This is a genomic window from Stenotrophomonas sp. 220_Sma (genome assembly GCF_056487375.1).
Genome location: NZ_CM151348.1, coordinates 1,101,455 through 1,127,490, shown reverse-complemented (window position 1 = coordinate 1,127,490; position 26,036 = coordinate 1,101,455). Strand labels below are relative to the sequence as shown.

Below are 26,036 nucleotides of genomic sequence, written 5' to 3'. Positions count from 1 at the left end.
CTGCGGTTCAGCCGGCTTCGGCCGGGGTCACGGTTTTCAGCGCCAGCGCGTGGATCGCGCCGCCCATCAGGTCGCCCAGCGTGGCATACACCATGCGGTGGCGGGCCAGCGGCATCTTGCCGGCGAAGGCCTCGCAGACCACGGTCGCTTCGAAATGCACGCCATCGTCGCCCTGCACGTCGGCGCGGGCGCCGGGCAGGCCGGTTTCGATCAGATTGCGGATGGTGTCGGCGTCCAACGGGCTTTCCTAATAAAATGTGCCTCCATTCTACTTCCGCTGCGTGGCGTCCGCATGGCCGAATCCCTGTTGCCCCCCCGTTCCGTCGACCCTGCCGGCCTGGTCGCCAGCGGCCGCCGCGTGTTCGAGATCGAGCGGCAGGCGCTGGACGCCGTGGCCGACCGCCTTGGCGAGGCGTTCCAGCAGGCCTGCCAGGCGATCCTGGCCAGCCGCGGCCGGGTGGTCGCCACCGGCATGGGCAAGTCCGGGCACATCGCTCGCAAGATCGCCGCCACCCTGGCGTCCACCGGTACGCCGGCGTTCTACGTGCACCCGGGTGAAGCCGGCCACGGCGACCTGGGCATGATCACCGAGGACGACGTGGTGCTGGCGCTGTCCTATTCGGGCGAGTCGGACGAAGTGCTGATGCTGCTGCCGGTGCTCAAGCGCCAGGGCAACGTGCTGATTTCCATGACCGGGCGCCCACAGTCCAGCCTGGCCACCGCCGCCGACATCCACCTGGACGTGAGCGTGCCGGCCGAGGCCTGTCCGCTGGCGCTGGCGCCGACCTCCAGCACCACCGCCTCGCTGGCGATGGGCGACGCGCTGGCGGTGGCCCTGCTCGATGCGCGCGGCTTCACCGCCGACGATTTCGCCCGTTCACACCCGGCCGGCAGCCTCGGCCGCCGCCTGCTGCTGCACATCACCGACGTGATGCACACCGGCGACGACCTGCCCAGCGTGGGCGCCGACGCCAGTCTCAGTGAAGCGCTGATGGAGATGAGCCGCAAACGGCTGGGCATGACCGCCGTGGTCGATGCCGGCGGCGTGCTGATCGGCCTGTTCACCGACGGCGACCTGCGCCGCGCGCTGGACAGCGCGCTGGACGTGCGCACCGCCAAGATCGCCGATGTGATGACGCGCAACCCACGCACCATCGGCGCCGACCAGCTGGCGGTGGAGGCGGCCCGGCTGATGGAGACCCACAAGATCACCGGCCTGATCGTGGTCGATGACCAGGGCCGTGCAGTCGGCGCCCTGAACATTCATGACCTGTTGCGGGCCCGGGTGGTTTAACCGACAGTCCGTAGACCCCATTCAGTCTGTACTGCCCCACCCGAACCCACCGAGCCTGCCGCCCTGATGCCCTGGTCCCCCCTGCCCGCCTTCCCTGCCCACCTGCATGCCGCCGCGGCCCGTATCCGCCTGGCCTGCTTCGACGTGGACGGCACCCTCACCGACGGTCGGCTGTACTACGACAAGGACGGCAACGAGAGCAAGGCGTACTTCGTGCAGGATGGCCTGGGCCTGAAACTGCTGCAGCAGCACGGCATCCATCCCGTGCTGATCACCGCGCGCAACAGCCAGTCCGCGCTCAAGCGCGGCGCCGACCTCGGCATCGACACCCAGATCGCCGTGGGCGACAAGCTGGCCAGCGTGCAGGCGCTGTGCGCGCAGCATGGCATCGGCCTGGAACAGGTGGCCTTCATGGGCGATGACCTGCCGGACCTGGCGCCGCTGGGCGCGGTCGGCCTGGCGGTGGCGCCGGCCAACGCCCATCCGTGGATCGCCGAGCGCGTGCACTGGCAGACCCGTGCCGATGGCGGGCGTGGCGCCGCGCGCGAGCTGTGCGACATCCTGCTGGCCGCGCAGGGGCATGTGGATGCGGTGCTGGCGAGGTTCGGCGCATGAACCTGCCGACCGTGAACTGGCGCACCCTGCTCGGCATCGGCCTGCTGCTGGCCGCCCTGCTGAGCAGCTGGGCGGCGCTGCGCAACCGCGACAAGGGGCCAGCCAGTGGCGGCCAGGAAGTGGGCGTGGATTACATCCTGCACGACTTCCAGATCGTCGCCCTGGATGAGCACGGCAAGGAATCGACCACTCTCCGCGCACCGTTGCTGGAACGCCAGCGCGGTGACCAGACCATCAACATCGCCACGCCGTTGTTCGAGATGCCGGACAAGGATGGCAGGCACTGGACCCTGCGTGCCGAAACCGGCTGGCTCAGCGCCAAGGGCGACGAGATGAAGCTGCGCGGCAACGTCGCCGGCGACAGCCCGGTCGGCCCGGGCACGGTGCCGACCACCTTCCGCACCGACCATCTGGACGTGTTCCCGAAGGAAAACCGCGCCCGCACCGACGCCCTGGTGACCATGACCCGCCCGGGCATGGAACAGTCCGGCGTCGGCTTCGAAGTGGATTCGAAGAACAACACGTATCATTTCCTCAGCCAGTCCAAGGGCCGCTACACGCCCAAACGCTGATTCCGCCGCCAGCCTGCGACGTCTCCGGACAGGCGCAAGGCCGGCAGCCCCACCCGCCCGCCCCCGGTCCACCCGGGAGGCCCCCACCGGTAGAACGGACCCCGATGAAGATTCCCTTTGCCGCCGTACTCGCGCTTGGTCTTCTTGTCCCCAGCGCCGCCTTCGCCAAGTCCACCGACCGCAACGAAGACATGCACATCGATTCCGGCGCCCAGTCGGGCACGCTCACCGGCGACGGCAAGACCGTGCTGTCGCAGGGCGTGATCATCACCCAGGGCACGCTGGACCTGCGCTCGTCCGAGGCCGAGATCTACCTCAAGGACGGCGAGCCCGTACGTGCGGTGTTCACCGGCAAGCAGGCCAAGATGAAGCAGCAGCTCGATGATGGCACCTGGATGGACGCGCTGGCCGACCGCATCGACTACGACATCAAGACCGAGATCATCACCCTGACCGGCAACTACAAGGTCACCAGCGCGCGCGGCACCAATGCCGGCCAGCGCATGGTCTACAACACCCGCACCGGCGAAATGAACTCCGGTGGCGACGGCAGCCGCGTGCGCACTGTCATCCCGCCGAAGAACAAGACCCCGGCCGCACCTGCGGCACAGCCCAAGGCCACCACGCCGGCACAGCCGGCCGGGAGCAGGAAGTAATGCTCGTCGCCAAGGGCCTGCGCAAGAAGTACAAGCAACGCGAAGTCGTCAAGGACTTCGGGCTGACCCTCGACGCCGGTGAAGTGGTCGGCCTGCTCGGCCCCAACGGCGCCGGCAAGACCACCTGCTTCTACATGATCGTCGGCCTGGTTGCCGCCGATGCTGGCAGCATCGTGCTCGACGGCAAGGACATCACCGGCGACCCGATGTATACCCGGGCCAAGCAGGGCGTGGGTTACCTGCCGCAGGAGCCGTCGGTGTTCCGCAAGCTGACCGTGGCCGACAACATCCGCCTGGTGCTGGAGCTGCGCGAGGGCCTGGATTCGGCTGGCCGCGAGCGTGAATTGAACAGCCTGCTCGACGAACTGCAGCTGGGCCACGTCGCCGACCAGCTCGGCGCCAGCCTGTCCGGTGGCGAACGTCGCCGCTGCGAGATCGCCCGTGCCCTGGCCGCGCAGCCGCGCCTGATCCTGCTCGACGAACCGTTCGCCGGCGTCGACCCGATTTCCGTCGGCGAGATCCAGCGCATCGTCACCCATCTCAAGCAGCGTGGCATCGGCGTGCTGATCACCGACCACAACGTGCGCGAGACCTTGGGTATCTGCGACCGCGCGTATATTCTCGCTGAGGGCAGCGTGCTGGCCCAGGGCTCGCCGGAAGCGATCCTGGACAATGCCGACGTGCGTCGCGTCTACCTTGGGGATTCCTTCAAGCTGTGACGGCAAGCGCCGGGTCCCTCTCCTTCCTTTCGGCACAGGCATGAAGACTCGGCTGCAGACATCGTTGGGACAGCAGCTGGTGCTCACGCCCCAGTTGCAGCAGGCGATCAAGCTGCTGCAGATGTCCACCACCGAGCTGGAGCTGGAGATCGCCCAGGCGGTGGAAAGCAATCCGCTGCTGGACTGGGCCGACAGCAGTGACAGCAGCAGCGCCGCCAACGAAACCAGTGACAACCCCGACGGCGATGCAGCGGCCGAACGTGCCGACAGCGGCGACGACTGGGCACCGGCCGAACTGGACTGGAGCGCGGCCGGCAGCGGCGGCAGCTTCGACGATGACGACGACACCGGCAGCGCCGCCGAGCGCGTAGCCGAAACCGAAACACTGGCCGACCATCTGCTGTGGCAGCTGCATCTGTCGCATCTGTCCTCGCGTGATCGCAGTATCGGTGCCGCACTGATCGATGCGCTGGACGACGACGGTTACCTGCGCGAGCCGCTGGCCACCATCGCCGAAACCCTGTTGCCGGCGATCCACGCCGACGAGGACGAGATCCTCGCCGTGCTGCATCGCATCCAGCGTTTCGATCCGGTCGGTGTGGCTGCACGCACGCTGGGCGAATGCCTGCTGCTGCAGCTGGATGTGCTGGCCGGTGACACGCCCGGCCTGGTGCTGGCGCGACAGATTGCCGCAGGCCCGCTGGAACGGCTGCCGCGCAGCGGCGTCGCCGGGCTGGCCCATGAACTGAAACAGCCCCTGGACGAGGTCGAGACGGCAGTCACCCTGCTGCGCTCGCTGGACCCGCGCCCGGGCACGCAGATCGCACCGCTGTCGCAGGACACCTACGTAGTGCCGGATGTGGTGGTGTGGCGGCAGAACGGCGTATGGCGCGCAGCGCTGGCCGCGCATGCCGGGCCGAAGGTGGTGATCCACCGCGGCTACGAACAGCTGATCCGACGTTGTGGCGACGCCGATGCCGGCTACCTGCGTGCCCAGCTGCAGGAAGCGCGCTGGCTGCTGAAAGGGCTGCAGCAGCGTGGCGAAACCCTGCTGCGGGTGGTACGCAGCCTGATCCTGCAGCAGGCCGGCTTCCTCGAATTCGGCGAGCAGGCGCTGCGTCCACTGACCCTGCGCGAGATCGCCACCGAGCTCGGCCTGCACGAATCCACGGTCTCGCGTGCGATCGCCCGCAAGCACGTGCGTACCCCGCGCGGCACCCTGCCGCTGCGCGCCTTCTTCGCCTCGGGCATCGATACCGAGGGCGGTGGCGAGGCGTCCAGCACGGCCATCCAGGCGATGATCCGGCGCCTGATCGACGACGAGAACCCGCGCAAGCCGCTTTCTGACGCCAAGCTGGCTGACCTGCTCAAATCGTCGGGAATTCCAGTAGCGCGACGCACCGTGGCGAAGTATCGTGAAGCCATGAACATTTCCGCCTCGCACGAAAGGGTCAGAATCGCTTGACGCGCCGCCGCGCCCGGCGGAGAGGTTCATTGGCACATCCGAACACAGGAGAAACCCGATGCGCATCGAAACGTTTGGCAAAGATGTCGAAGTCACCCCGGCCCTGCAGTCCTATGTAGAGGAGAAGCTGGCCCGGATCGGCAAACACTTCGACCAGCACTGCGAAGCGCGGGTGACCCTCAAGCTGCAGAAGACCGAACACCACGTCGACGCCAGCCTCAACATTCCCGGCCAGACCCTGCACGCCGAGGCCAATGCCCAGACCATGTATGCCGCGATCGACCTGCTTGCGGACAAGCTTGACCGTCTGGTGATCAAGCACAAGGAGAAAAAACAGCAGCACGCACCGCTGCCGGTGGGCGACAATGGTGGCTGATCGCCACCGTTCCCCGCAGACATGCCCCTGACTGACCTCCTGGCGGCCGTGCAGACCCAGCTCTGCACGGCCACCGACCGCGACAGCGTCCTGCAGGCCGCCGCCGGGTTGCTGGCCTGCCGCCAGGCCAACGCCGAACAGATCTATCTGAACCTGTGCCAGCGCGAAGCGCTGGGCAGCACCGCGATCGGTCACGGCATCGCCATTCCCCACGGCCGCGCGCCAACCCTGGACCGCCCCCGCGGCGCCCTGCTGCGGTTGGCCACCCCGGTCGACTTCGGTGGCGACGAGCCGGTGGACCTGGTGTTCGCCATGGCCGTCCCCGCCCACTACACCCACCAGCACCTGATGCTGCTGTCCGAGCTGGCCGAGCTGTTTTCGGCGCCCGACATCCGCCAGGCCCTGCGCGAAGCGGGCGATGCCCGGGCGCTGCGCGAGGCGCTGGACATGACCCCACCTGCGAGTGCCGCATGAATACCAGCATCACCGCCCGTGAACTGTTCGAACAGCAGCGCGAGCGGCTGGGGCTGCGCTGGGCTGCCGGCAAGTCCGGCGAGAAGCGCGAGCTGGAGGCCGGCAACACGGTCTCGCGGCGTCCATCGCTGGCTGGTTATCTCAATGCGATCTACCCCAACAAGGTGCAGATCCTGGGTACCGAGGAACTGTCCTGGCTGGATGCACTGGAACCGCGCCAGCGTTGGGAGACCATCGAAAAGATCATGCAGTCGCACCCGCTGGCGCTGGTGCTGACCCGCAACCAGGCCTGCCCGGAAGACCTGCGTGCCGCCGCTGATGAATCCGGCACGCCGCTGTGGCTGTCACCCAAGCGCGGCCACGAACTGCTCAACCACCTGTCCTACCACTTGGCCCGCACGCTGGCGCCGCGGGTGATCCTGCATGGCGTGTTCATGGAGATCTACTCCATCGGCGTGCTGATCACCGGAGAGGCCGGATCGGGCAAGAGCGAGCTGGCGCTGGAACTGCTCAGCCGCGGCCACCGCCTGGTCGCCGATGATGCGCCCGAATTCACCCAGATCGCGCCCGACGTGCTCGATGGCACCTGCCCCGAACTGCTGCAGGACCTGCTGGAAGTGCGCGGCCTGGGCGTGCTGAACGTGCGCGAGATGTTCGGCGACACGGCTGTAAAGAAGAACAAGTACCTTCGGCTGATCGTCCACCTGACCAAGCCGATGACCGAACCCACCCCGCATGGCTACGAGCGCCTGACCGGCGACTCGGGCACCCGCCATGTGCTGGACCTGGATGTACCGCTGATCACCCTGCCGGTGATGCCCGGCCGCAACCTGGCCGTGCTGACCGAGGCCGCGACCCGCCTGCACATCCTGCGCACCAAGGGCATCGACCCGGCGGCCATGTTCATCGCCCGCCACAGCAACCTGCTGGAACGGCGAACACCCTGATTCCCCTGTCCTTCGAAGAGCCTGTCCATGAGCACCGTCACCCCCTCCGCCCCGACCCTGATCATCGTCAGCGGCCTGTCCGGCTCGGGTAAATCCGTCGCCCTGAAGACCTTCGAGGACCAGGACTACTACTGCTCGGACAACCTGCCGATCAATCTGCTGCCCGACTTCGTGCGCAGCCTGCTGGCCAACCACGACGGCAGCGCACCACGCCGCCTGGCCGTAGGCATCGACGTGCGCGGCCAGGCCGACCTGAGCCAGCTGGGCGACTGGCGGCAGCTGGCCACCGATGCCGGCGTGGAAGTGAAGGTGCTGTTCTTCGAGGCCAGCGACGAGGCCGTGCTCAAACGCTACGCCGACACCCGCCGCCGCCATCCACTGAGCCAGCTGGGCCTGTCGCTGCCCGAAGCGATCGCGCGTGAGCGTGAATTGACCGCGCCGCTGCGCCGCGAGGCCGATGCGGTGATCGATACCAGCAATCTCAACGTGCATCAGCTGCGGCGGCGGATCATCACCGAGTTCACGATGGACCATGCCACCGGCCTGTCGCTGCTGTTCGAATCGTTCGCCTACAAGCGCGGCGTGCCGGCCGAGGCTGACTTCGTGTTCGATGCGCGGGTGCTGCCCAATCCACACTGGGACCCGGATCTGCGTGCGCTGAGTGGCCGCGAACCGGGCGTGCGCGACTACCTGGAAGCGCAGCCGGACGTGCAGCGCTACCTGACCCAGCTGATGGATTTCCTCGATACCTGGCTGCCGAAGCTGGGGGATGGCACCCGCAGCTATGTGACCGTGGCCTTCGGCTGCACCGGCGGCAAGCACCGTTCGGTGTTCCTGGCCGAGCGCATGGCGCGGCATGCCCGCGAGATGGGCTGGGAAGACGTGGCGACCTACCACCGCGAACAGGATTGAGGGGGTCGGCCGGGCTGCGCCCGGCACCCGCAGAGGCCACGTCAACGGCAAGAGCGGGATTACGTGGGATGGCGGGGCGGTGTGGGTCTGCAGGACACGCCGTAAACCCGTCCATGGGGGCTCGATGGCGCCATCCATGGCGCCAACGGTCCTGCAGACCCACACCGCCCCACCTCTGACAGATTCCGTGTGCTGTTGGTAGGTGTCGACCTTGGTCGACACAGTAGATCCACGCCATGCGTGGATGAATCCCGGTCAGGCATCGAAAAACGCATGGGGTCGGATCCCTTTTCCAGGGGAAAAGGGCTCTGACCCCGGTAACGCTGAATACGGGACACAGTGCCCCTCATCTGCTGCTATCGCCAATTCACCTTGACCTGTTAACGTGCAGTAATGACCTGTGGCATTCTCCTCGTAACACATCCCGGGGTCGGGACCGCCCTGCTAGACGTGGCGACCCGGCTCCTGCGGCAATTGCCGCTGAAAACCGAAGCTTTCGAAGTACCGTTCGACGCAGACCTGGACGCCCTGCTCCCGCTCGCCTCGGCCGCTCTGCGGCGGGTCGACAATGGTGAAGGCGTGCTGATCCTGACCGACCTGTACGGCGCCAGCCCCGCCAACCTTGCCGGGCAGCTGGCCCGGCTGGGGACCCCGGTTCGCCGGGTGTCGGCGCTGAGCCTGCCGATGTTGCTGCGGGTGATGAATTATCCGGAACAGGGACTGGATCAACTGCCCGCCACAGCCGCGGCGGGTACCCGTAATGGAGCGATAGTCGACGATGCTTGAACGAGAACTCACCGTCAGCAACCGCCTGGGCCTGCATGCCCGGGCCACCGCCAAGCTGGTGCAGACCCTGGCGCCGTTCCGCTGCAACGTGACCATGGCCGCCAAGGGCCGTGAGATCAACGCCAAGAGCATCATGGGCGTGATGCTGCTGGCCGCCGGCCAGGGCACCCCGGTCACAGTGCGCATCAACGGCGAGGACGAAGCCGCCGCGATGGAAGCGGTGGTCGGCCTGTTCGAACGCCGCTTCGACGAGGACAGCTGAGCGTGCCACGCGCGCGCGCCGGCCAGGTCCCCTCCGGCCAGCGGCCGGTACAGCTGCTGGCCGGGCACGGTGCTGCCCGTGGCGCGGCGATGGGCCGGGCGCGGGTGCGCCTGCCACATGCGCTGGAAGTGGCCGAGCAGCGCGTCGCCGCCCATCAGGTCGAGGCCGAGCTGGCCCGCCTGCACCGCGCGGTGGATGCCGCGCGCACGGAAATGCACGAACTGCGGCAGCGCCTGCATGGCGCCCTGAACCAGGAGGTGGGCGAGTTCCTCGACCTGCATGCCCTGCTGCTGGACGACCCCGAGCTGTTGTTCGGGCTGGACGAACTGATCCGCAGCGGCCCCTACAGCGCCGGCTATGCGTTGCGCCTGCAGCGTGACCGCCTGGCCAAGGTCTTCGATGGCATGGACGATGCCTATCTGAAGAGCCGCATGGACGACCTCGACCATGTGATCGGCCGCATCCACGCCTTCCTGCAGCCCGAACGGCCGCCGGTGATGAAAGGCCTGGCCGGTGAAATCCTGGTCTGCGACAACATCGCGCCCTCCGAGCTTGCCCAGTTGCAGGCGCAGGGGGTGGTCGGCATCGTCACCGCCGCCGGCAGCGCGCTGTCGCACAGTGCGATCCTGGCGCGCAGCCTGCACCTGCCCTTGATCGTCAACGTGCCGCAGCTGCTCAGCCGCATCGCCGATGGCGACGTGCTGATCATCGATGGCGCCGACGGCAGCATCACCGCCAACCCGCAGGCCGACAACCTGCGCGACTACCGCGCGCGCCTGAAAGAACATGCGCGCGAGCAGCGCGAGCTCGGCCGCCTGCGCAGCAAACCCAGCCGTACCCGCGACCAGGTCGACATCGCCCTGCTGGCCAATGCCGAATCGCTGGAGGACGTCACCCAGGCGCATGCGCTGGGCGCGCAGGGGCTGGGCCTGTACCGCACCGAATTCCTGTTCCTGCAGCGCAACGAGCTGCCGGACGAAGAAGAACAGTTCCAGACCTACCGCGATGCCGCGTTGGGCATGAGCGGGCGACCGGTCACCATCCGCACGCTCGATCTGGGCGCGGACAAGGCCGACCGCACCGGCCTGACCCTGAGCAACGAAGAAAACCCGGCCCTGGGACTGCGCGGCGTACGCCTGTCGCTGGCACGGCCCAAGGTGGCCGACACCCAGCTGCGCGCGATCCTGCGCGCCTCGGCCTACGGCAAGCTGCGCGTGCTGGTGCCGATGGTCAGTACCCGCGAGGAACTGCTGGCGGTGCGCCGGCGCATGCTCAAGCTGACCGAACAGCTGCGCAGCGAAGGCCACATGGTGTCCGACCATGTGCCGCTGGGGGCGATGATCGAGGTGCCCGCTGCGGCGTTGGCGCTGGAGAGCTTCATCGACCTGGTCGACTTCCTGTCGATCGGCACCAACGACCTGGTGCAGTACCTGCTGGCCGCCGACCGCAACAACGAGGCACTGGGCGAGCTGTATTCGCCGCTGCATCCGGCCGTGCTGCGGTTGCTGCAGATGGTGATCGAGACCGGCGCGCGGCATCGCATTCCGGTGGCGGTCTGCGGTGAGATGGCCGGTGATGCACGGATGACTCCGCTGCTGCTGGCGCTGGGCCTGAGCGAATTCAGCCTGCACCCCGGCACACTGCTGGAGGTACGCCGTGCGATCCGCGAAGCCGACCTGGGGACACTGCGCGCCCGTGCGCCGAAGCTGCTGTCCGCGCGCGACCGCCGCGCCATCGAACGCTGGCTGGCGCTGGTGGCGGATACGCCCTGAGCGCCAAGGGTAGTGCCGGCCGCTGGCCGGCAACCTCATGGCCTTCGATGGGGCCGCTTGCCGGCCAGCGGCCGGCACTACCACCGCCCGGCGGCTATGCGTTGAAACATCCCCTTGCGATAATGACGCGCTGAACACCCCTGTTGCCGCATCCTTGCCGGGATCGCGGCTTTTCTTATCCCGCGGGAGCTGCGATGGCTGAAGCTGTACGCCACGACAAGACTGCGCGCCAACTGCGGATGCTGTCCGACGCACTGGACAGCGGTCGGCTGGGCCCGGTGCGCCGCCTGGTCAACACCCTGGCCCCGGCCGAGATCGGCAACCTGCTCGAATCGCTGCCGCCGGGCAAGCGCGAGGTGGTCTGGGGCCTGGTCGATCCGGAAGATGACGGTGAGGTGCTGGTCCACGTCGGCGACGACGTGCGCGAGAGCCTGCTCGCCGACATGGACCCGGACGAGATCATCGCCGCGGTCGAAGACCTGGACATCGACGATCTGGCCGACCTGGTCGAAGATCTGCCGGACACGGTCATCGACGAAGTCCTCAAGTCGATGGACCGCGAGAACCGCGAGCGCCTGGAGCAGGTGCTGTCCTACCCCGAGGACAGCGCCGGCCGCCTGATGAACCCGGACGTGGTGACCGTGCGCGCCGACGTCAACGTTGACGTGGTGCTGCGCTACCTGCGCCTGCGTGGCGAACTGCCCGACCACACCGATCATCTGTTCGTGGTCAGCCGTCGCCATCAATACCTCGGCCGGGTGTCGCTGGCGGCACTGGTGACCCACGAGGACACCACCCCGATCAACCGCCTGATCGACGACGAGCAACCGGCGATCGATGTCGGCGAAAGCGACCAGGAAGTCGCCCGCCAGTTCTCCGACCATGACTGGATCTCCGCGCCGGTGGTGGACGACAACAACATCCTGGTCGGCCGCATCACCATCGATGACGTGGTCGACATCATCCGTGGACAGGCCGAGCACCAGGCGCTTGGCGCCGCCGGCCTGGACGAGGACGAGGATCTGTTCAGCCCGGTCTGGCGCGCCATGCGCCGCCGCCTGATGTGGCTGTCGGTCAATCTGTGCACGGCATTCCTGGCGTCCAGCGTGGTCGGCCACTTCGAGGGCACCATCGACAAGCTGGTAGCGCTGGCGGTGCTGATGCCGATCGTCGCCGGCCTCGGAGGCAATGCCGGCACCCAGGTGCTGGCGCTGATGGTGCGCGGCCTGGCGCTGGGCCAGGTGGGCGCCTCCAACGCGCGCACGCTGCTGTGGAAGGAAGTGCGGGTCGCCTTGTTGAACGGCGTGATGCTGGGTTCGGTGCTGGGCCTGATCGTACTCGCTTGGTTCCATTCACCCGGACTGTCGGCGGTGATCGCCATCGCGCTGACCTGCAACCTGCTGTTCGCCGCGCTGGCCGGCGTGCTGGTGCCACTCACCCTGAAACGCTTCGGCTTCGATCCGGCGTTGGCCAGTGGCATCTTCCTGACGGCCGTGACCGACTCGATGGGCTTCTTCACCTTCCTCGGCCTGGCCACCCTGGTGCTGCTGCACTGACCGTATCAAGGGTCGGATCCGCACCGCGCGGGGCGCTGACCCGATCCCAACTGGAACACCCATGGCAACGACGATCGAAAATTACTTCCAGCCCGGCTGGCGCGACCAGCAGCACACCTGCCCGGCCTGCGAATGGAAGGGCAGCTCGCGTGCCATGGAGATGGAGCTGGACGAGGACGCCACCGAGTACGACTGCCCGGTCTGCGAGAACCCGCTGCTGGTGGTGCTGCACCCGGATATGGCGCAGGTGCAGGCTGCGGCCGCCGAAGGCAATGCCGAGGCACAGGAGCAGCTGGACATCATCGCCAGCTTCCCGCGCCCGCAGTGACGCGGCGCACGATGCCGGGCCGACGTTGGCGGACTACGATGCAGGCGTTCTCGCCGCTTCGGAAAACCCCATGGTCCGTCTGCTGTCGCGCTGGCTGCCACTGCTGGCCCTTCTGATGATGAGCGGTTGCACTTCGCTGCCGGACAGCGCGCGCGGTCGCTTCGAAGCACGTGCGGTGAAGGTGGATGGACACACGGCTTACTACCAGGTGTTCATTCCCGCGGGCCTGCAGGCCCACAGCCCTGGTGGGCAGACGCCCGCAACCTCCAACGTCCCGGTCATCCTGTTCCTGCACGGTTCGGGCGAGCGCGGCGCCGATGGCATCAAGCAGACCCACGCCGGGCTGGGGCCTTATCTGCGCGAGCATCCCGACTTCCCTGCCCTGGTGGTGTTCCCACAGGTACCGGGCCATGAGGAATGGAGCGGCCGCAACAACCGTGCGGCCGTTGCCGCGCTGGACGCGACGATCGCCGAATTCGGCGCCGACCCGGCACGGCAGTACCTGACCGGCATGTCGATGGGCGGCTACGGCAGCTGGAACATCGCCCTGGACGACCCGCGCCGTTTTGCTGCGATCGTCCCCGTGTGCGGCGCAGTACTTGCACCACGCGCAAAGCGTCCGACCCTGTTCGTCGAGCAGGTCGTCCAGGAAACCGATCCGTATGCCGTGATCGCGCAGCGCCTGCGGCACACGCCGATCTGGATCTTCCACGGCGCGCTGGACGACGTGGTGCCTCCGGATGACGACCGCAGGCTGCATGCCGCATTCCAGAGCGCCAACGCACGCGATGTGCGCTACACCGAGTACCCGGAAGGCAATCACAATGCCTGGGACGCTACCTACGCCGACCCGGCCATGTGGGCGTGGCTATTCGCGCAGAAGCGCTGAACCGCAGTTTCTCGTAGCTGCCAACCTTGGTTGGCACTGACTGCTCTGGTAGTTGCCAACCTTGGTTGGCATTGACTGCTCCGGTAGTTGCCAACCTTGGTTGGCATTGACTGCTCCGGTAGTTGCCAACCTTGGTTGGCATTGACTGCTCCGGTAGTTGCCAACCTTGGTTGGCATTGACTGCTCTGGTAGTTGCCAACCTTGGTTGGCACTGGCCTACCTGAAACCAAGCCATTCCCCGATGTTCACTGGAAGCAGGCCCATCCATGCTTGCTCCATGCAGAACACACGTCTCCTGCTCGGTCGTCGCTCCAGCGTCGGCCTCAGCTATATCCTCACCACAGTCGTCCATGACCGCGCACCGCTCTTCACCAACGCCGCAGTGGCCGCCTTGGCAGTGCGCGAATTCCAGCGACTTGATCAGGAAGGCTTCACCCGCTCGATTGCCTACGTGGTCATGCCCGACCACATTCACTGGCTGGTCGAACTGCGCGCCGGGTCACTGGAAACCGTCATGAAGCGTTTCAAGTCGCGCACAGCCCAGCAGGCAAACCGGCTGCTGGGGCGAGTCGGGCGCTTCTGGCAGGCCTGCTATCACGATCATGCGATCCGCTCGGACGAATCGTTGCACCGACATGCGATGTACCTGATGGGAAATCCGATCAGGGCCGGGCTGACGTCGCGGTTGGGGCAATATCCCCATGCATGGTGCGAATGGGAGCTTGGGGCATCATGTGATCTACCCGATGACATGAGCTCCGGTGGATAGTGCCAACCAAGGTTGGCATCTACCAAAGCGGTGCGCGGACAAGCGGAGCGGTGAGTGTGCCAACCAAGGTTGGCACCCACCACAACAGCAGTACCAACCAAGGTTGGCACCCACCAAAGTGGTCAGCCCAGCAGCGTTTCCAGCACGGCCATGCGCACGGCGACGCCGTTGGCGACCTGGCGCAGCACCCACGACTGCGGGCCGTCGGCCACCTCGTCGGTCACTTCCACGCCGCGGTTGATCGGGCCTGGATGCAGCACCGCGGCATCCTTGCCGGCGCGGGCCAGGCGTTCGTTGGTCAGGCCGTACTGCGCGTGGTACTGCTCCAGCGACGGCACCAGGCCTTCTTCCATGCGCTCGCGCTGCAGGCGCAGCATCATCAGCGCGTCGACGCCTTCCAGCATCGCGTCGAAATCATCACCGACCACGCAGCCCTTCAGGGTCTCGTCGTCGGGCAGCAGCGACTGCGGGCCGCACACGCGGATCTCGCCCACGCCGAGCGTACGCAGCGCATGCAGGTCGGTGCGGGCCACGCGCGAGTGCTTCACGTCGCCGACGATCACCACTTTCATCTTCGAGAAATCCGGGCCCTTGGCCTGGCGCAGGGTCAGCATGTCCAGCAGGCCCTGGGTCGGGTGCGCGCTGCGCCCGTCACCGGCGTTGATCAGTGCAGTGCCCTCACCCGCTGCCTCGGCCAGTGCGGCCACGGCGCCATCATCCGGGTGGCGCACCACGAAGCCGCGCACGCCCATCGCCTCCAGGTTGCGCAGCGTGTCGCAGGCGGTTTCGCCCTTGCGCGTGGACGAGGTCGATGCATCGAAGTTCAGTACGTCGGCGCCCAGGCGCTGCGCGGCCAGCTGGAACGAGCTGCGGGTGCGCGTGGACGGTTCGAAGAACAGCGTGCACACCGCCGAACCGGCCAGCACGTGGCGCTTGTTGCCGACACGACCGACCGCGGCGTCGCGAATCTGCCCTGCCCGGTCAAGCAGCTGCAGCAGGGTGTCGCGCGGAAGGCCTTCGAGGGTCAGCAGGTGGCGCAGGCGGCCGGAGGCATCGAGTTGCTGGGCGGTCATGGCGGTGTCGGGCAGTCAGGGAATGGGGGTGGCGTCGTCCGGCGACGACAGCCAACGGTCGATGATCACCGCCGCGGCAACGGCATCGAGGGCGGCCGCATCACGGCGGCGCTTGCGCCCTTCGGCGCGCTCGACAGCGAAGCGGCGGGCGGCCTCGACCGAGCTGGAACGCTCGTCGATCATCACCACCGGCAGCTTGAAACGTTCCCGCAGCTGGCGGGCAAAGCCCTGCGCGCGCTTGCGGTTGGGCTGGTCCTGGCCGTCCAGGGTCAGCGGGTCGCCGACCACCAGGCCATCGGGCTTCCATTCCTTGATCAGGCGTTCGATCGCGGTCCAGTCCGGGCCGTTGCCGTGCACATCGACCACCGCCACCGCGCGCGCATGCGCAGCGAAGGCACTGCCGATGGCCACGCCGATGCGGCGCGAGCCGACATCGAACCCCAGAACGGTGCCATCACGGCGGATGGCCGGGGCAGCAGAATCCGGCGCGGGCGTGATGGGCTCAGACATGGCCGCTGTAGTCGGTCAGCCGGAACAGGTCCACGCCGATGCGCGAAGCCGCGCCCTGCCAACGCTGCTCCAGCGGCAGCTGGAACACCAGCTCGGCATCGGCCGGCACGGTCAGCCAGCTGTTCTCGGACAGCTCGTTTTCCAGCTGCCCTGCACCCCAACCGGCACAGCCGAGGGTGACCACGGCATTGGCCGGGCCTTCGCCGCGCGCCATCGCTTCGAGGATGTCGCGCGAGGTGGTCAGGTACAGGCCGTCGCCCACGATCAGGCTGGAATCCCATGCGCGTGCGTCGTCATGGATGACGAAGCCACGTTCGGGATGCACCGGGCCGCCGTTGAGCACCATGCGCGCCTGCAGGTCGCCATCACCGGTGGTGATGTCCATCTGTGCAAGCACTTCCCCCAGCGTGTACTCGGAAGGCTGGTTGACCAGCACGCCCATCGCCCCGTTCTCGTCGTGCTGGCAGATCAGCGCGACGCTGCGGGCAAAGGTCGCGTCGAGCAGCGACGGCAGCGCGACGAGCAGGTGATCGGCAAGGGAAGTCGGCGTAACAGGCATGGCCCCATTCTACCTGCTGGGGGCGGGATGGTCGCGCGATGGCGCCGAACCGCGATGGGCTAGGATGGTGCTTTGCCATGGAAGGTCGTCGATGCAGTCTTCATCGCCCCTGACCCTGCCGGCACGCAGCGCCATCGTCCTGATCGCGCTGCTGCAGGGCCTGATGCTGTATGCCGCGCAGGAGCTGTCCGATGCGTGGCCGTTCCGCGATATCGGCTGGCGCTACTGCTGGTATGCCTGGGTGCTGGCCATTCCCAGCGCGGTGGCGCTGAGCCTGGTCGAGCTGGGCCAGCGCCGCCTGTGGCTGCAGGCCGCGCTCGGCTCGGCGGTGGTGCTGGCGCTGGCCGCCTGGATCGGCTGGAACCTCAACGGCGAGACCGCGCTGGATTCGGGCGCGCTGCAGTTCCCGCTGACCGTGGGCATGGCCGTAGCAGTGTTCGTGGCCCTGCCCTGGTGGCAGTTCCAGCTGCAGCACGGGCATTGGCGCGCCAGCTATCCGGAGCTGTTCGAGCGCGCCTGGCAGAACGGCCTGACCCTGGCCCTGGCGGCGCTGTTCACCGGGCTGACCTGGCTGCTGTTGTGGCTGTGGGCGGCGCTGTTCCAGCTGCTCGACGTGACCATCTTCCGCGACCTGTTCCGGCAGGACGCGTTCATCGCGCTGGCCACCGGCAGCCTGGCCGGGTTCGGCGTGCTGATCGGGCGCACCCAGCACCGCGCGATCCAGATCACCCGCCAGGTGCTGTTCGCGATCTGCCGCGGGCTGCTGCCGCTGCTCTCGTTCATCGCCGTGCTGTTCGTGCTGAGCCTGCCGCTGACCGGGCTGGAGCCGCTGTGGAAGACCCGCTCGGCCGCCAGCCTGCTGCTGGTGCTGTCGCTGCTGCTGGTGTCATTCACCAATGCGGTCTACCAGCAGGGCGACGACACCGCGCCCTACCCCGTCGTGCTGCGCCGGCTGGTCGAGGCCAGCCTGCTGGCGCTGCCGGTCTATGCGGTGCTGGCACTGTATGCACTGGGCCTGCGCGTGGTGCAGTACGGCTGGACCCTGGACCGCTTCTGGGCGGTGCTGATCGCGCTGGCCGTGGCTGGCTATGCCGTGGGCTATGCACTGGCGGTGCTGCGCCGGCAGCCCCGCTGGTTGCAGACACTGGAACCGGTCAACCGCTGGATGTGCTGGGTGGTGCTGGCATTGGCCTTGCTGGGCAACTCGCCGCTGCTGGACCCGGTGCGGCTGACCCTGTCCAGCCAGTTGGCGCGCCTAGGTGCGGACCCGCCAGCGATCACCAGCAGTGACGTCAACGTGCTGCGCTTCGATCTTGGGCGCCGTGGCGTGCAGGCGCTGCGCGAGCTGCAGCGTGATCCGGCCATCACCGCCGATGCCAACGCGCCACAGGTGATCGCTGCCGCGCTGGCACGTACCTCGCGCTGGGACGATGGACAGCGCCTGGACAAGGGTCTGCAGGACGTCGCCGCCCTGCAGCGCGCGCTGAAGCTGGCCAAGGGATCCAGCTCGCCACCGGACGATTGGTGGCAGGCACTGGCCACCCGCGCGATCAATGGCGAATCCTGCGCCCAGAGCGAGCGCGACTGCCTGATCGTGCATCGCGACCTGGATGGCGACGGCAGCACCGAGGTGCTGCTGTGCGAGCTGTACACCCACCGTGGGCCGGACTGCGTGCTGTACGCACGTGGCGGGGATGGCCAGTGGCGCCGGGCCGGTTCGCTGTTCGGCACCGTCAGCGGCCAGGCCGAGGCGATCAACCAGGCCCTGCGTGACGGCAAACTCACGCTTGCGCCACCGCGCTGGCCGATGCTGTCCATCGGCGGACGCCCCGCGCTGGCCATCGATCCCGAACCCGAATCCAACGAGTCTTCCCCATGAGCGGTTACTGCCTCATCGCCCCGGGCCATCCGGTGCACGACTACTACCACGCCAACGAGTACGGCTTCCCGCAGCGTGACGAGCGCGAGCTGTTCGAGCGGCTGGTGCTGGAGATCAACCAGGCCGGCCTCAGCTGGGAGACAATCCTGAAGAAGCGCGAGGGCTTCCGCGCGGCCTATGACGGCTTCGATGTGGATCGGGTTGCAGCCTACGCCGAGCAGGACATCGAACGGCTGCTGTCGGACGCGGGCATCATCCGCAACCGGCTGAAGGTGCTGGCGGCGATCCACAACGCACAGGTGATCCAGCAGCTGCGGGCCAGCCACGGCAGCTTCGCGGCGTGGCTGGACGCGCACCATCCGCGCAGCAAGGCCGACTGGGTGAAGCTGTTCAAGAAGACGTTCCGCTTCACCGGCGGCGAGATCACCGGCGAATTCCTGATGAGCCTGGGCTACCTGCCCGGTGCGCACGCCGAGGACTGCCCGGTGCATGCGCGGCTGCTGACGCTGTCGCCGCCGTGGTTGCAGGCCTCCCGGTAGCGCCGGCCGCTGGCCGGCAACCTCGGAATGCTGCAGGTGTTGCCGGCCAGCGGCCGGCACTACCGTCGAATCGTCACACGCCCATGTAACGGCCCGGGCGGTGGTTGAACATCAGCACCAGGCTGAGCACCACCGCGCCGATCGCCGAGTACAGCACCTTCGACGGCGACAGCACGAAGAACGCGGCCACCATCAGGCAGGCGTCGTAGGACATCTGCACCTTGCCCGCGCTCCAGCCGCGGGTGCGCTGCAGGTACACCGCCAGGATACCGATGCCGCCGAGGCTGGCGCGGTGGCGGATGAAGAACAGGATGCCCAGGCCGGACAACGCACCACCGACGATCGCCGAATACAGCGGGTTGATGTGCGAGAAGTCGATCCAGCGCGGCAGCAGGTCGGTCAGCACGCCACAGGCGGTGACCGCAGCGAAGGTCTTCAGGGTGAATTCCCAGCCCATGCGGCGCAGCGCCACCCAGTAGAACGGCAGGTTGACCAGCACGAACACCAGGCCGAAGTTCCAACCCATTGAGTAGTGCAGCAGGAAGGCCATGCCGGCCATGCCGCCGATCATCAGCCCACCCTTGGCGAAGATGGCCAGGCCGAGCGAGGCCACCATCGTGGCCAGCACCATGCCCTGCACGTCCTCGGCGATCGAGTGGCGCAGCGCTTTTTCGTCGGCGGTGGTGCCGGCACTGTCGGGCGGCGGGGTCAGCGGACCGGCGGTGACCAGGTGGCCGTCAGCGTCGTCGCACGGCGCGGGGCCATGGGCGGGAAGGGACATACGGGTGGGGGAACAGCAGGTGGGGAGCGATATTAGACACGATCTGCATGACAGTTGCAGATGAAATCGTTCAGCTGCGCTCGCCCATTCAGGTTATTCCGGAGGCATCACCGGCAGCACGGCCAGCATGTCCTCGCCATCATCGTCCATGCCGGTTTCGACGAAACCGAAGCTGCCATAGAAGGCGCCCGCCACCGGATTGCTCGGGTTGTAGCAGATCTCGATCTCGGCCAGGCCGGGCGTGTCCCGGATCTGCGCCAGCGCCAGTTCCAGCGCGCGCCGCCCGATGCCACGCCCCTGCCAGCGCTGATCGACCATGAAGCGCCAGATCGAGATGCGCTGCGGCGTCTCCGGCACCCACATGAAGAACCCGACCAGCTCGCCATCGGCCTGGATGGCGCGGGTCTGGTAGCCGGGATGGAATGCTGCCTGCACCAGCGACCAGGTATTGCCGGCCACGAAGTCCTGCTGCGCCTCGCTGACGTCGAGATCGCACACGGCTTCGTAGTTGTCGACGGTGATCGCGTCCAGCGTGACCTGCATGAGGGCGTCCTGCCTCGGGATGAACGCCCAGTCTGCCTGACCCCGGAGGCCGTGTAGCCTGACCCCCACACGACCGTTCAGCGCCGGGTTGCCTGCTCAGCCCTTTCCGGCCAGATGGTGCGCCACCAACGCATTGGCATGGCCGTGGCCCACCCCATGCTCGCTTTTCAGGAAGCTGACCAGTTCCATGTGTTTCAGGCCCTTCTTGCCCGCCAGCAGCCCGAACCAGTGCGTCACCGGTTGCCCATAGGTCTTCTCGATGGAGGGGAAGTACGAGGCCGGGCCTTTCGGCCTGGTGTCAGTGCTCATGTGCAGCTCCCGTTGAAGTCATTCATTCGACGAACCACAGTCCCTGAAATCGACATCCCCACACGCCTACACAGAATGGGGTCGGAGCCGTTCCAACAGCTCGCGGGAAATTGTCGAAGGCGGGGCGGCTCAGGTTGCGGGGGCGTGAGCGCCATGGATGGCGCGACCGAGGCTACATGGACGTACTTGCGCCGTCCCCCGCAACCTGAGCCACCCCGCCTCCCCTCAGGAAGCCAGCTTTTGACGTTGCCATTGACGTTGTTTCGGCGGGTGCCGGGCGCAGCCCGGCCGTATCATCCCTTCATGCCCCGTGAAAACCTCAACGACCTGCAGGCCTTCGTCCACGTTGCCCGCGAAGGCAGCTTCACCAGGGCCGCCGCCCAGCTGGGTGTCTCCCAGTCCGCGCTCAGCCATGCCATGCGCGGCCTGGAAGAGCGCCTCGGCGTGCGCCTGCTGACCCGCACCACCCGCAGCGTGTCCACCACCGAAGCCGGTGCGCGCCTGCTCGAGACCCTCGCCCCACGCCTGGCCGAGATCGAGGATGAACTGGCCGCACTGGCCGAGTACCGCGAACGCCCGGCCGGCACCATCCGCATCAATGCCACCGGCCATGCCGCCGAGTACCTTGCCTGGCCGCGGCTGGCGCCTCTGCTGCAGCGCTATCCGGACCTGAAGGTGGAACTGACCACCGACTACGGCCTGGCCGATATCGTCGCCGAGCGCTACGACATCGGCATCCGCCTCGGCGAACGCCTGGCCCGCGACATGATCGCCGTGCCGATCAGCCCGCCGCTGCGCATGCGCGTGGTCGGTGCACCCAGCTACTTCCGCCAGCATGTGGTGCCACGGCATCCGCACGACCTGGCCAACCACAACTGCATCACCCTGCGCCTGCCTACGCATGGTGGGCTGATGCCGTGGGATTTTGGCCAGGACGGCAACGAACTGAGCCTGCGCGTGACCGGTCAGTGGACCTTCAACACCATGGGCATGACCCGCGCGGCTGCACTGGCCGGCAGCGGGCTGGCCTGGCTGCCGGAAGACCAGGTGCAGCCGATGCTGGACGATGGCCGCCTGCAATCCGTGCTGGACGATTGGTGCCCGCACTTCGATGGCTACTACGCGTATTACCCGTCACGCCGCTACGTCACCGTGGCGATGCGCACTGTGCTTGATGCGTTGCGCGGGCCGATGGGGAGTTGAGGAGTGCGGACCAACGGTCCGCACCCACCTGGTGATCAGCCCTTGGCCTGCGCGGCGCGCTGCGCGTTGTAGCGCTCACCGACAATCGACACTTCATCCAGCGCCTGCGCGATGCGTTGCAGTTCCTCCGGCGCCAGCTGCAGGTCGGCCGCGCCCAGGTTTTCTTCCAGGCGATGGACCTTGGTGGTGCCCGGAATCGGCACGATCCACGGCGCCTGCGCCAGCAGCCAGGCCAGCGCCACCTGCGCCGGCGTCGCGCCACGTGCGGCAGCAATCGTGCTGATGCGATCAACCAGTGCCTGGTTGGCACGACGCGCTTCCACTTCGAAACGCGGCACGGTGTTGCGGAAGTCGTTGGCGTCGAAGGTGGTATCGGCGTTGATCGCGCCGGTCAGGAAGCCACGGCCCAGCGGGCTGAACGGCACGAAGCCGATACCCAGTTCCTGCAACGTCGGCAACAGTTCGCGCTCCGGCTCACGCCACCACAGCGAGTACTCGCTCTGCACGGCGGCCACCGGCTGCACTGCATGGGCGCGACGCACGGTGGCGGCACTGGCCTCGGACAGGCCGAAGTGGCCGACCTTGCCTTCGGCGATCAGGTCGCGCACGGTACCGGCCACATCCTCGATCGGCACGTTCGGGTCGACGCGGTGCTGGTAGAACAGGTCGATATGGTCGGTGCGCAGGCGCTTGAGGCTGGCTTCGGCCACCGCACGGATGTTCTCCGGGCGACTGTCCAGGCCGGTATCGACGCGCGCATCCTTGAAGCCGAACTTGGTGGCGATCACCAGCCTGTCGCGGTACGGCGCCAGCGCCTCGCCGAGCAGGTCTTCGTTGGTGTAGGGGCCGTACACTTCGGCGGTGTCGAAGAAGGTCACGCCACGCTCGACGGCGGCCTGCAGCAGGGCGATGCCCTGGCTGCGCTCCACCGGTTGGCCGTAGCCATGGCTCAGGCCCATGCAGCCCAGGCCCAGGGCGGAGACCTTCAGGCCACTGCGGCCGAGTTCACGTGTCTGCATCGTCGTGCTCCAGAGGGGGAGCGCTGACGATACGCCTGCAAGGGCAACCGATTGAATGGGCAGCGTTGCAGTTGGTCATGACTGGAATTCATCAATTCGCGCAGCCGCCCGCCCGTAGAGTCGAGCTTGCTCGACTCGACAAGAACAGTCGAGCAGGCTCGACGCTACGGAACACGCAGATCACCGGATCTCGGAGATCTCCACGCCATCCAGCCCCTGCGACAGGGTGCGGGCGTCGCCGCCCTGGCTGAGCTTGATGCGCAGGCGCACTTCGTTCTGCGAATCGGCGTAGCGCAGCGCGTCCTCGTAGCTGATCTCGCCCGCCTGGTACAGCTCGAACAGGCTCTGGTCGAAGGTCTTCATGCCCAGCTGGACCGAGTCCTTCATCACTTCCTTCAGCTTGTGGATCTCGCCGTCGCGGATGTAGTCCTGCACCAGCGGCGTGCCCAGCAGGATCTCCATCGCCACCTTGCGCGAGCGGCCATCGGGCGACGGCACCAGCTGCTGCGCGACCACGCCCTTCAGGTTCAGCGACAGATCCATCAGCAACTGGTTGCGACGATCTTCCGGGAAGAAGTTGACGATGCGGTCCATCGCCTGGTTGGCGTTGTTGGCATGCAGGGTGCACAGCACCAGGTGGCCGGTTTCGGCAAACGCGATGGCGTGGTCCATGCCTTCGCGGGTACGCACCTCGCCGATCATGATCACGTCCGGCGCCTGGCGCAGGGTGTTCTTCAACGCGGCTTCCCAGCTGTCGGTATCGATGCCGACTTCGCGCTGGGTGATGATGCAGCCCTCGTGCTTGTGCACGAATTCGATCGGGTCTTCGATGGTGATGATGTGGCCGGTCGAGTTCTGGTTGCGGTAACCGATCATCGCCGCCAGCGAGGTCGATTTACCGGTACCGGTGGCACCGACGAACAGGATGATGCCGCGCTTGGTCATCGCCAGCGTCTTGATGATCGGCGGCAGGCTCAGCTCTTCCACGGTCGGAATGCGCGTCTCGATGCGACGCAGCACCATGCCGACCTGGTTGCGCTGGTAGAAGCAGCTGACGCGGAAGCGGCCGACGCCGGACAGGCCGATGGCGAAGTTGCACTCGTGGGTCTTCTCGAATTCCTCGCGCTGCGCCGGGGTCATCACGTTCAGGACCAGGTCGCGGCTCTGCTGCGGGGTCAGTGGTGTCTGCGTGATCGGCGAAATCTTGCCGTTGACCTTCATCGCCGGCGGCATGCCCGCGGTGATGAACAGGTCCGAGGCGCGCTGGTGCGCCATCAGCTTGAGGAACGAAGTGAAATCGATGGTGGTCGCGGTGGTGTTCACGGCGGGCTCCCAATGGGGCATGTACCAGGAAACGGTCGGAGGCGGAAACGGCGCGGAAACGGCGGCGCACTGGCGCACGCCGCCCCGTTGCTGCCCCGCCTTACTCGAACAGGCGCTTGTCCTTGGCGTAGTCGCGGGCCTGGTTGCGGGTGATCAGGCTGCGCTTGACCAGGTCCTGCAGGTGCTGGTCCAGGGTCATCATGCCGTACTGCTGGCCGGTCTGGATGGCCGAGTACATCTGCGCCACCTTGTCCTCGCGGATCAGGTTGCGGATGGCCGGGGTGCCGACCATGATTTCCCATGCAGCGGTACGCCCGCCACCGACCTTCTTCAGCAGCGCCTGCGAGATCACCGCACGCAGCGATTCGGACAGCATCGAACGCACCATCGGCTTTTCGCCGGCCGGGAACACGTCGATGATACGGTCGATGGTCTTGGCCGCCGAGCTGGTGTGCAGAGTGCCGAACACCAGGTGGCCGGTTTCCGCGGCGGTCAGTGCCAGGCGGATGGTTTCCAGGTCACGAAGTTCGCCGACCAGGATGATGTCCGGGTCTTCACGCAGTGCCGAGCGCAGCGCTTCGTTGAAGCCATGCGTATCGCGGTGCACTTCGCGCTGGTTGATCAGGCACTTCTGCGAGGTGTGCACGAATTCGATCGGATCCTCGACGGTGAGGATGTGGCCGTATTCGTTCTTGTTGATGTAGTCGATCATCGCCGCCAGCGTGGTCGACTTGCCCGAGCCGGTCGGGCCGGTCACCAGGATCAGGCCCTGCGGCTGCTGGATCACTTCGCGGAACAACGGCGGGCAGGCCAGGTCCTCGAGGGTGAGCACCTCGGACGGAATGGTACGGAACACCGCACCGGCGCCGCGGTTCTGGTTGAACGCGTTGACACGGAAGCGCGCCAGCGACGGGATCTCGAAGGAGAAGTCCACTTCGAGGAATTCCTCGTAATCGCGGCGCTGCTTGTCGGACATGATGTCGTACACCAGCGCGTGGACCTGCTTGTGGTCCAAGGCTGGGATGTTGATCCGGCGCACGTCGCCGTCCACGCGGATCATCGGCGGCAGGCCTGCGGACAGGTGCAGGTCGGACGCTTTGTTCTTTACGGAAAACGCCAACAGCTCGGCGATATCCATGAGCGGCTACTCCCCAATAACGGCTTCGACTGGAAGGATCTTTCCCCGGGCGGCAGTATAGCCTCCTGATTCAACGGAACGCGTTACGTGGCCACTCCCCTGCCCCAGATCCTGAGCAACCTGCACGCCGCCGCCGAGGCCGCTGGCAGGCCCGACCCACGCCTGCTGGCGGTGTCCAAGACCCAGCCGGCCGAGGCCGTGGCCGCGCTGGCCGCACAGGGCCAGCACGCCTTCGGCGAGAACTACGTGCAGGAAGCACTGGCCAAGATGCAGGCGCTGCAGCACCTGGCGCTGGAATGGCACCTGATCGGCCACCTGCAGTCGAACAAGGCCGATGCCGTGGCCAGCCATTTCGACTGGGTGCAGAGCGTGGACCGTTCCAAGCTGGTGACCGCGCTGGCACGCCATCGCCCGGCCGCGCGTGGCCCGCTGAACGTACTGATCCAGGTCAACATCGACGATGAATCCAGCAAGCATGGCTGTGCACCGGAAGAAGTGGATGCACTGGCCGCCGCGATTGCCGCCGAACCCAGCCTGCGCCTGCGTGGCCTGATGGCGATTCCCGCACCGTGGCCGGAAGCGGAGCGCCGTCGGGATGCATTCGTGCGCATGCGCACACTTTTCCAGTCGCTGGCTGCCCAGCACGCGCGGATCGACACGCTGTCGATGGGCATGAGCAGCGACTACGCCGAAGCCATCGCCGAGGGTGCCACCCTGGTGCGCATCGGCACCGCCCTGTTCGGCGCCCGCCCGGGCCCGGCCTGATTT

At 67.0% G+C, this 26,036-nt stretch carries 31 protein-coding genes; 21 read left to right on the top strand and 10 right to left on the bottom strand.

What is annotated here, in order from left to right; all coding sequences use genetic code 11:
* Positions 1-7: 7 nt before the first annotated feature.
* Positions 8-238, bottom strand: a complete 231-nt coding sequence (locus ACZLIB_RS05450) for a BolA family protein (RefSeq protein ID WP_005408396.1) — start codon at positions 236-238, stop codon at positions 8-10.
* A 54-nt stretch (positions 239-292) separates the two neighbouring features.
* Between ACZLIB_RS05450 and ACZLIB_RS05445 the strand changes: the two genes are divergently transcribed.
* The 17 genes from ACZLIB_RS05445 to ACZLIB_RS05365 all read left to right on the top strand — a co-directional run bounded on the left by ACZLIB_RS05445 (position 293) and on the right by ACZLIB_RS05365 (position 14,392).
* The gene (locus tag ACZLIB_RS05445) at positions 293-1,294 is read left to right on the top strand and encodes a KpsF/GutQ family sugar-phosphate isomerase (RefSeq protein ID WP_032130370.1); all 1,002 of its coding nucleotides are present in this window, start codon (positions 293-295) and stop codon (positions 1,292-1,294) included.
* A gap of 66 nt (positions 1,295-1,360) precedes the next feature.
* Positions 1,361-1,909 (top strand): KdsC family phosphatase, encoded by a 549-nt coding sequence (locus ACZLIB_RS05440; protein WP_049398160.1) that lies wholly within the window; start codon positions 1,361-1,363, stop codon positions 1,907-1,909.
* Positions 1,906-2,481, top strand: coding sequence for an LPS export ABC transporter periplasmic protein LptC (lptC, locus tag ACZLIB_RS05435; protein ID WP_049462883.1), 576 nt, complete (start codon positions 1,906-1,908; stop codon positions 2,479-2,481). The genes ACZLIB_RS05440 and lptC overlap by 4 nt, the downstream gene beginning before the upstream one ends.
* A 104-nt stretch (positions 2,482-2,585) precedes the next feature.
* Positions 2,586-3,137, top strand: a complete 552-nt coding sequence (gene lptA / locus ACZLIB_RS05430) for a lipopolysaccharide transport periplasmic protein LptA (RefSeq protein ID WP_032130194.1) — start codon at positions 2,586-2,588, stop codon at positions 3,135-3,137.
* Positions 3,137-3,856, top strand: coding sequence for an LPS export ABC transporter ATP-binding protein (gene lptB, locus ACZLIB_RS05425; protein WP_049400688.1), 720 nt, complete (start codon positions 3,137-3,139; stop codon positions 3,854-3,856). The genes lptA and lptB overlap by 1 nt, the downstream gene beginning before the upstream one ends.
* A gap of 40 nt (positions 3,857-3,896) precedes the next feature.
* Positions 3,897-5,321, top strand: coding sequence for an RNA polymerase factor sigma-54 (locus tag ACZLIB_RS05420; RefSeq protein ID WP_478469303.1), 1,425 nt, complete (start codon positions 3,897-3,899; stop codon positions 5,319-5,321).
* A 58-nt stretch (positions 5,322-5,379) separates the two neighbouring features.
* Positions 5,380-5,697 (top strand): ribosome hibernation-promoting factor, HPF/YfiA family, encoded by a 318-nt coding sequence (gene hpf / locus ACZLIB_RS05415; RefSeq protein ID WP_004147311.1) that lies wholly within the window; start codon positions 5,380-5,382, stop codon positions 5,695-5,697.
* Between the two features lie 21 nt (positions 5,698-5,718).
* Complete coding sequence (locus ACZLIB_RS05410; RefSeq protein ID WP_032130191.1) at positions 5,719-6,171, top strand: PTS sugar transporter subunit IIA; 453 nt, start codon at positions 5,719-5,721, stop codon at positions 6,169-6,171.
* Positions 6,168-7,118: an HPr(Ser) kinase/phosphatase gene (hprK, locus tag ACZLIB_RS05405; protein WP_005408388.1), complete on the top strand. Its 951-nt coding sequence runs from the start codon at positions 6,168-6,170 to the stop codon at positions 7,116-7,118. Before ACZLIB_RS05410 ends, hprK begins: the two co-directional genes overlap by 4 nt.
* A gap of 27 nt (positions 7,119-7,145) precedes the next feature.
* Positions 7,146-8,030 (top strand): RNase adapter RapZ, encoded by an 885-nt coding sequence (gene rapZ, locus ACZLIB_RS05400; RefSeq protein ID WP_049400686.1) that lies wholly within the window; start codon positions 7,146-7,148, stop codon positions 8,028-8,030.
* 393 nt (positions 8,031-8,423) lie between these two features.
* Complete coding sequence (locus ACZLIB_RS05395; protein WP_049462131.1) at positions 8,424-8,816, top strand: PTS sugar transporter subunit IIA; 393 nt, start codon at positions 8,424-8,426, stop codon at positions 8,814-8,816.
* A complete protein-coding gene (locus ACZLIB_RS05390) occupies positions 8,809-9,078 on the top strand; it encodes an HPr family phosphocarrier protein (RefSeq protein ID WP_005408385.1) in 270 nt (89 codons plus the stop codon). Before ACZLIB_RS05395 ends, ACZLIB_RS05390 begins: the two co-directional genes overlap by 8 nt.
* A 2-nt stretch (positions 9,079-9,080) precedes the next feature.
* A complete protein-coding gene (gene ptsP / locus ACZLIB_RS05385; protein ID WP_478469302.1) occupies positions 9,081-10,850 on the top strand; it encodes a phosphoenolpyruvate--protein phosphotransferase in 1,770 nt (589 codons plus the stop codon).
* Positions 10,851-11,044: 194 nt separating this feature from the next.
* Positions 11,045-12,406 (top strand): magnesium transporter, encoded by a 1,362-nt coding sequence (gene mgtE, locus ACZLIB_RS05380; RefSeq protein ID WP_010483662.1) that lies wholly within the window; start codon positions 11,045-11,047, stop codon positions 12,404-12,406.
* Between the two features lie 61 nt (positions 12,407-12,467).
* The gene (locus ACZLIB_RS05375) at positions 12,468-12,734 is read left to right on the top strand and encodes a hypothetical protein (protein WP_010483664.1); all 267 of its coding nucleotides are present in this window, start codon (positions 12,468-12,470) and stop codon (positions 12,732-12,734) included.
* Between the two features lie 70 nt (positions 12,735-12,804).
* On the top strand, positions 12,805-13,623 hold the full coding sequence (locus ACZLIB_RS05370; RefSeq protein WP_478469301.1) for a carboxylesterase family protein: 819 nt from the start codon (positions 12,805-12,807) through the stop codon (positions 13,621-13,623).
* Positions 13,624-13,900: 277 nt separating this feature from the next.
* Positions 13,901-14,392 (top strand): REP-associated tyrosine transposase, encoded by a 492-nt coding sequence (locus ACZLIB_RS05365; RefSeq protein ID WP_032130187.1) that lies wholly within the window; start codon positions 13,901-13,903, stop codon positions 14,390-14,392.
* A gap of 122 nt (positions 14,393-14,514) precedes the next feature.
* Here the strand turns inward: ACZLIB_RS05365 and ACZLIB_RS05360 are convergent, their stop codons facing one another.
* The 3 genes from ACZLIB_RS05360 to ACZLIB_RS05350 are packed head-to-tail and all read right to left on the bottom strand — an operon-like array spanning position 14,515 to position 16,534.
* Entirely contained in the window at positions 14,515-15,465 is a 951-nt protein-coding gene (locus ACZLIB_RS05360) for an aspartate carbamoyltransferase catalytic subunit (protein ID WP_032130186.1), read from the bottom strand.
* A gap of 15 nt (positions 15,466-15,480) precedes the next feature.
* Positions 15,481-15,975: a Holliday junction resolvase RuvX gene (ruvX, locus tag ACZLIB_RS05355; protein ID WP_121504005.1), complete on the bottom strand. Its 495-nt coding sequence runs from the start codon at positions 15,973-15,975 to the stop codon at positions 15,481-15,483.
* Positions 15,968-16,534, bottom strand: a complete 567-nt coding sequence (locus tag ACZLIB_RS05350; RefSeq protein ID WP_478469300.1) for a YqgE/AlgH family protein — start codon at positions 16,532-16,534, stop codon at positions 15,968-15,970. Before ACZLIB_RS05350 ends, ruvX begins: the two co-directional genes overlap by 8 nt.
* 91 nt (positions 16,535-16,625) lie before the next feature.
* Between ACZLIB_RS05350 and ACZLIB_RS05345 the strand changes: the two genes are divergently transcribed.
* Both ACZLIB_RS05345 and ACZLIB_RS05340 read left to right on the top strand, forming a co-directional pair.
* Positions 16,626-18,413, top strand: coding sequence for a DUF4153 domain-containing protein (locus tag ACZLIB_RS05345; protein WP_478469298.1), 1,788 nt, complete (start codon positions 16,626-16,628; stop codon positions 18,411-18,413).
* Complete coding sequence (locus ACZLIB_RS05340) at positions 18,410-18,952, top strand: DNA-3-methyladenine glycosylase I (protein ID WP_049400680.1); 543 nt, start codon at positions 18,410-18,412, stop codon at positions 18,950-18,952. The genes ACZLIB_RS05345 and ACZLIB_RS05340 overlap by 4 nt, the downstream gene beginning before the upstream one ends.
* Before the next feature lie 73 nt (positions 18,953-19,025).
* Here the strand turns inward: ACZLIB_RS05340 and ACZLIB_RS05335 are convergent, their stop codons facing one another.
* The 3 genes from ACZLIB_RS05335 to ACZLIB_RS05325 form a co-directional block, all read right to left on the bottom strand.
* Positions 19,026-19,733, bottom strand: coding sequence for a YitT family protein (locus ACZLIB_RS05335; protein WP_032130182.1), 708 nt, complete (start codon positions 19,731-19,733; stop codon positions 19,026-19,028).
* Between the two features lie 93 nt (positions 19,734-19,826).
* Entirely contained in the window at positions 19,827-20,276 is a 450-nt protein-coding gene (locus ACZLIB_RS05330; RefSeq protein ID WP_478469297.1) for a GNAT family N-acetyltransferase, read from the bottom strand.
* Between the two features lie 96 nt (positions 20,277-20,372).
* Complete coding sequence (locus tag ACZLIB_RS05325; protein ID WP_423163231.1) at positions 20,373-20,585, bottom strand: DUF4287 domain-containing protein; 213 nt, start codon at positions 20,583-20,585, stop codon at positions 20,373-20,375.
* A 303-nt stretch (positions 20,586-20,888) separates the two neighbouring features.
* Between ACZLIB_RS05325 and ACZLIB_RS05320 the strand changes: the two genes are divergently transcribed.
* Positions 20,889-21,788: a LysR family transcriptional regulator gene (locus tag ACZLIB_RS05320; protein ID WP_478469295.1), complete on the top strand. Its 900-nt coding sequence runs from the start codon at positions 20,889-20,891 to the stop codon at positions 21,786-21,788.
* A gap of 35 nt (positions 21,789-21,823) precedes the next feature.
* Here ACZLIB_RS05320 and ACZLIB_RS05315 read toward each other — a convergent pair whose 3' ends face one another.
* The 3 genes from ACZLIB_RS05315 to ACZLIB_RS05305 all read right to left on the bottom strand — a co-directional run bounded on the left by ACZLIB_RS05315 (position 21,824) and on the right by ACZLIB_RS05305 (position 25,268).
* Positions 21,824-22,807 (bottom strand): aldo/keto reductase, encoded by a 984-nt coding sequence (locus ACZLIB_RS05315; protein WP_049400676.1) that lies wholly within the window; start codon positions 22,805-22,807, stop codon positions 21,824-21,826.
* 180 nt (positions 22,808-22,987) lie between these two features.
* Positions 22,988-24,151, bottom strand: coding sequence for a PilT/PilU family type 4a pilus ATPase (locus ACZLIB_RS05310; RefSeq protein ID WP_049400675.1), 1,164 nt, complete (start codon positions 24,149-24,151; stop codon positions 22,988-22,990).
* 79 nt (positions 24,152-24,230) lie between these two features.
* The gene (locus tag ACZLIB_RS05305) at positions 24,231-25,268 is read right to left on the bottom strand and encodes a type IV pilus twitching motility protein PilT (RefSeq protein ID WP_006422551.1); all 1,038 of its coding nucleotides are present in this window, start codon (positions 25,266-25,268) and stop codon (positions 24,231-24,233) included.
* An 87-nt stretch (positions 25,269-25,355) separates the two neighbouring features.
* Here ACZLIB_RS05305 and ACZLIB_RS05300 point away from each other — a divergent pair, with 87 nt between their 5' ends.
* A complete protein-coding gene (locus tag ACZLIB_RS05300; RefSeq protein ID WP_107431432.1) occupies positions 25,356-26,033 on the top strand; it encodes a YggS family pyridoxal phosphate-dependent enzyme in 678 nt (225 codons plus the stop codon).
* Positions 26,034-26,036: the final 3 nt, after the last annotated feature.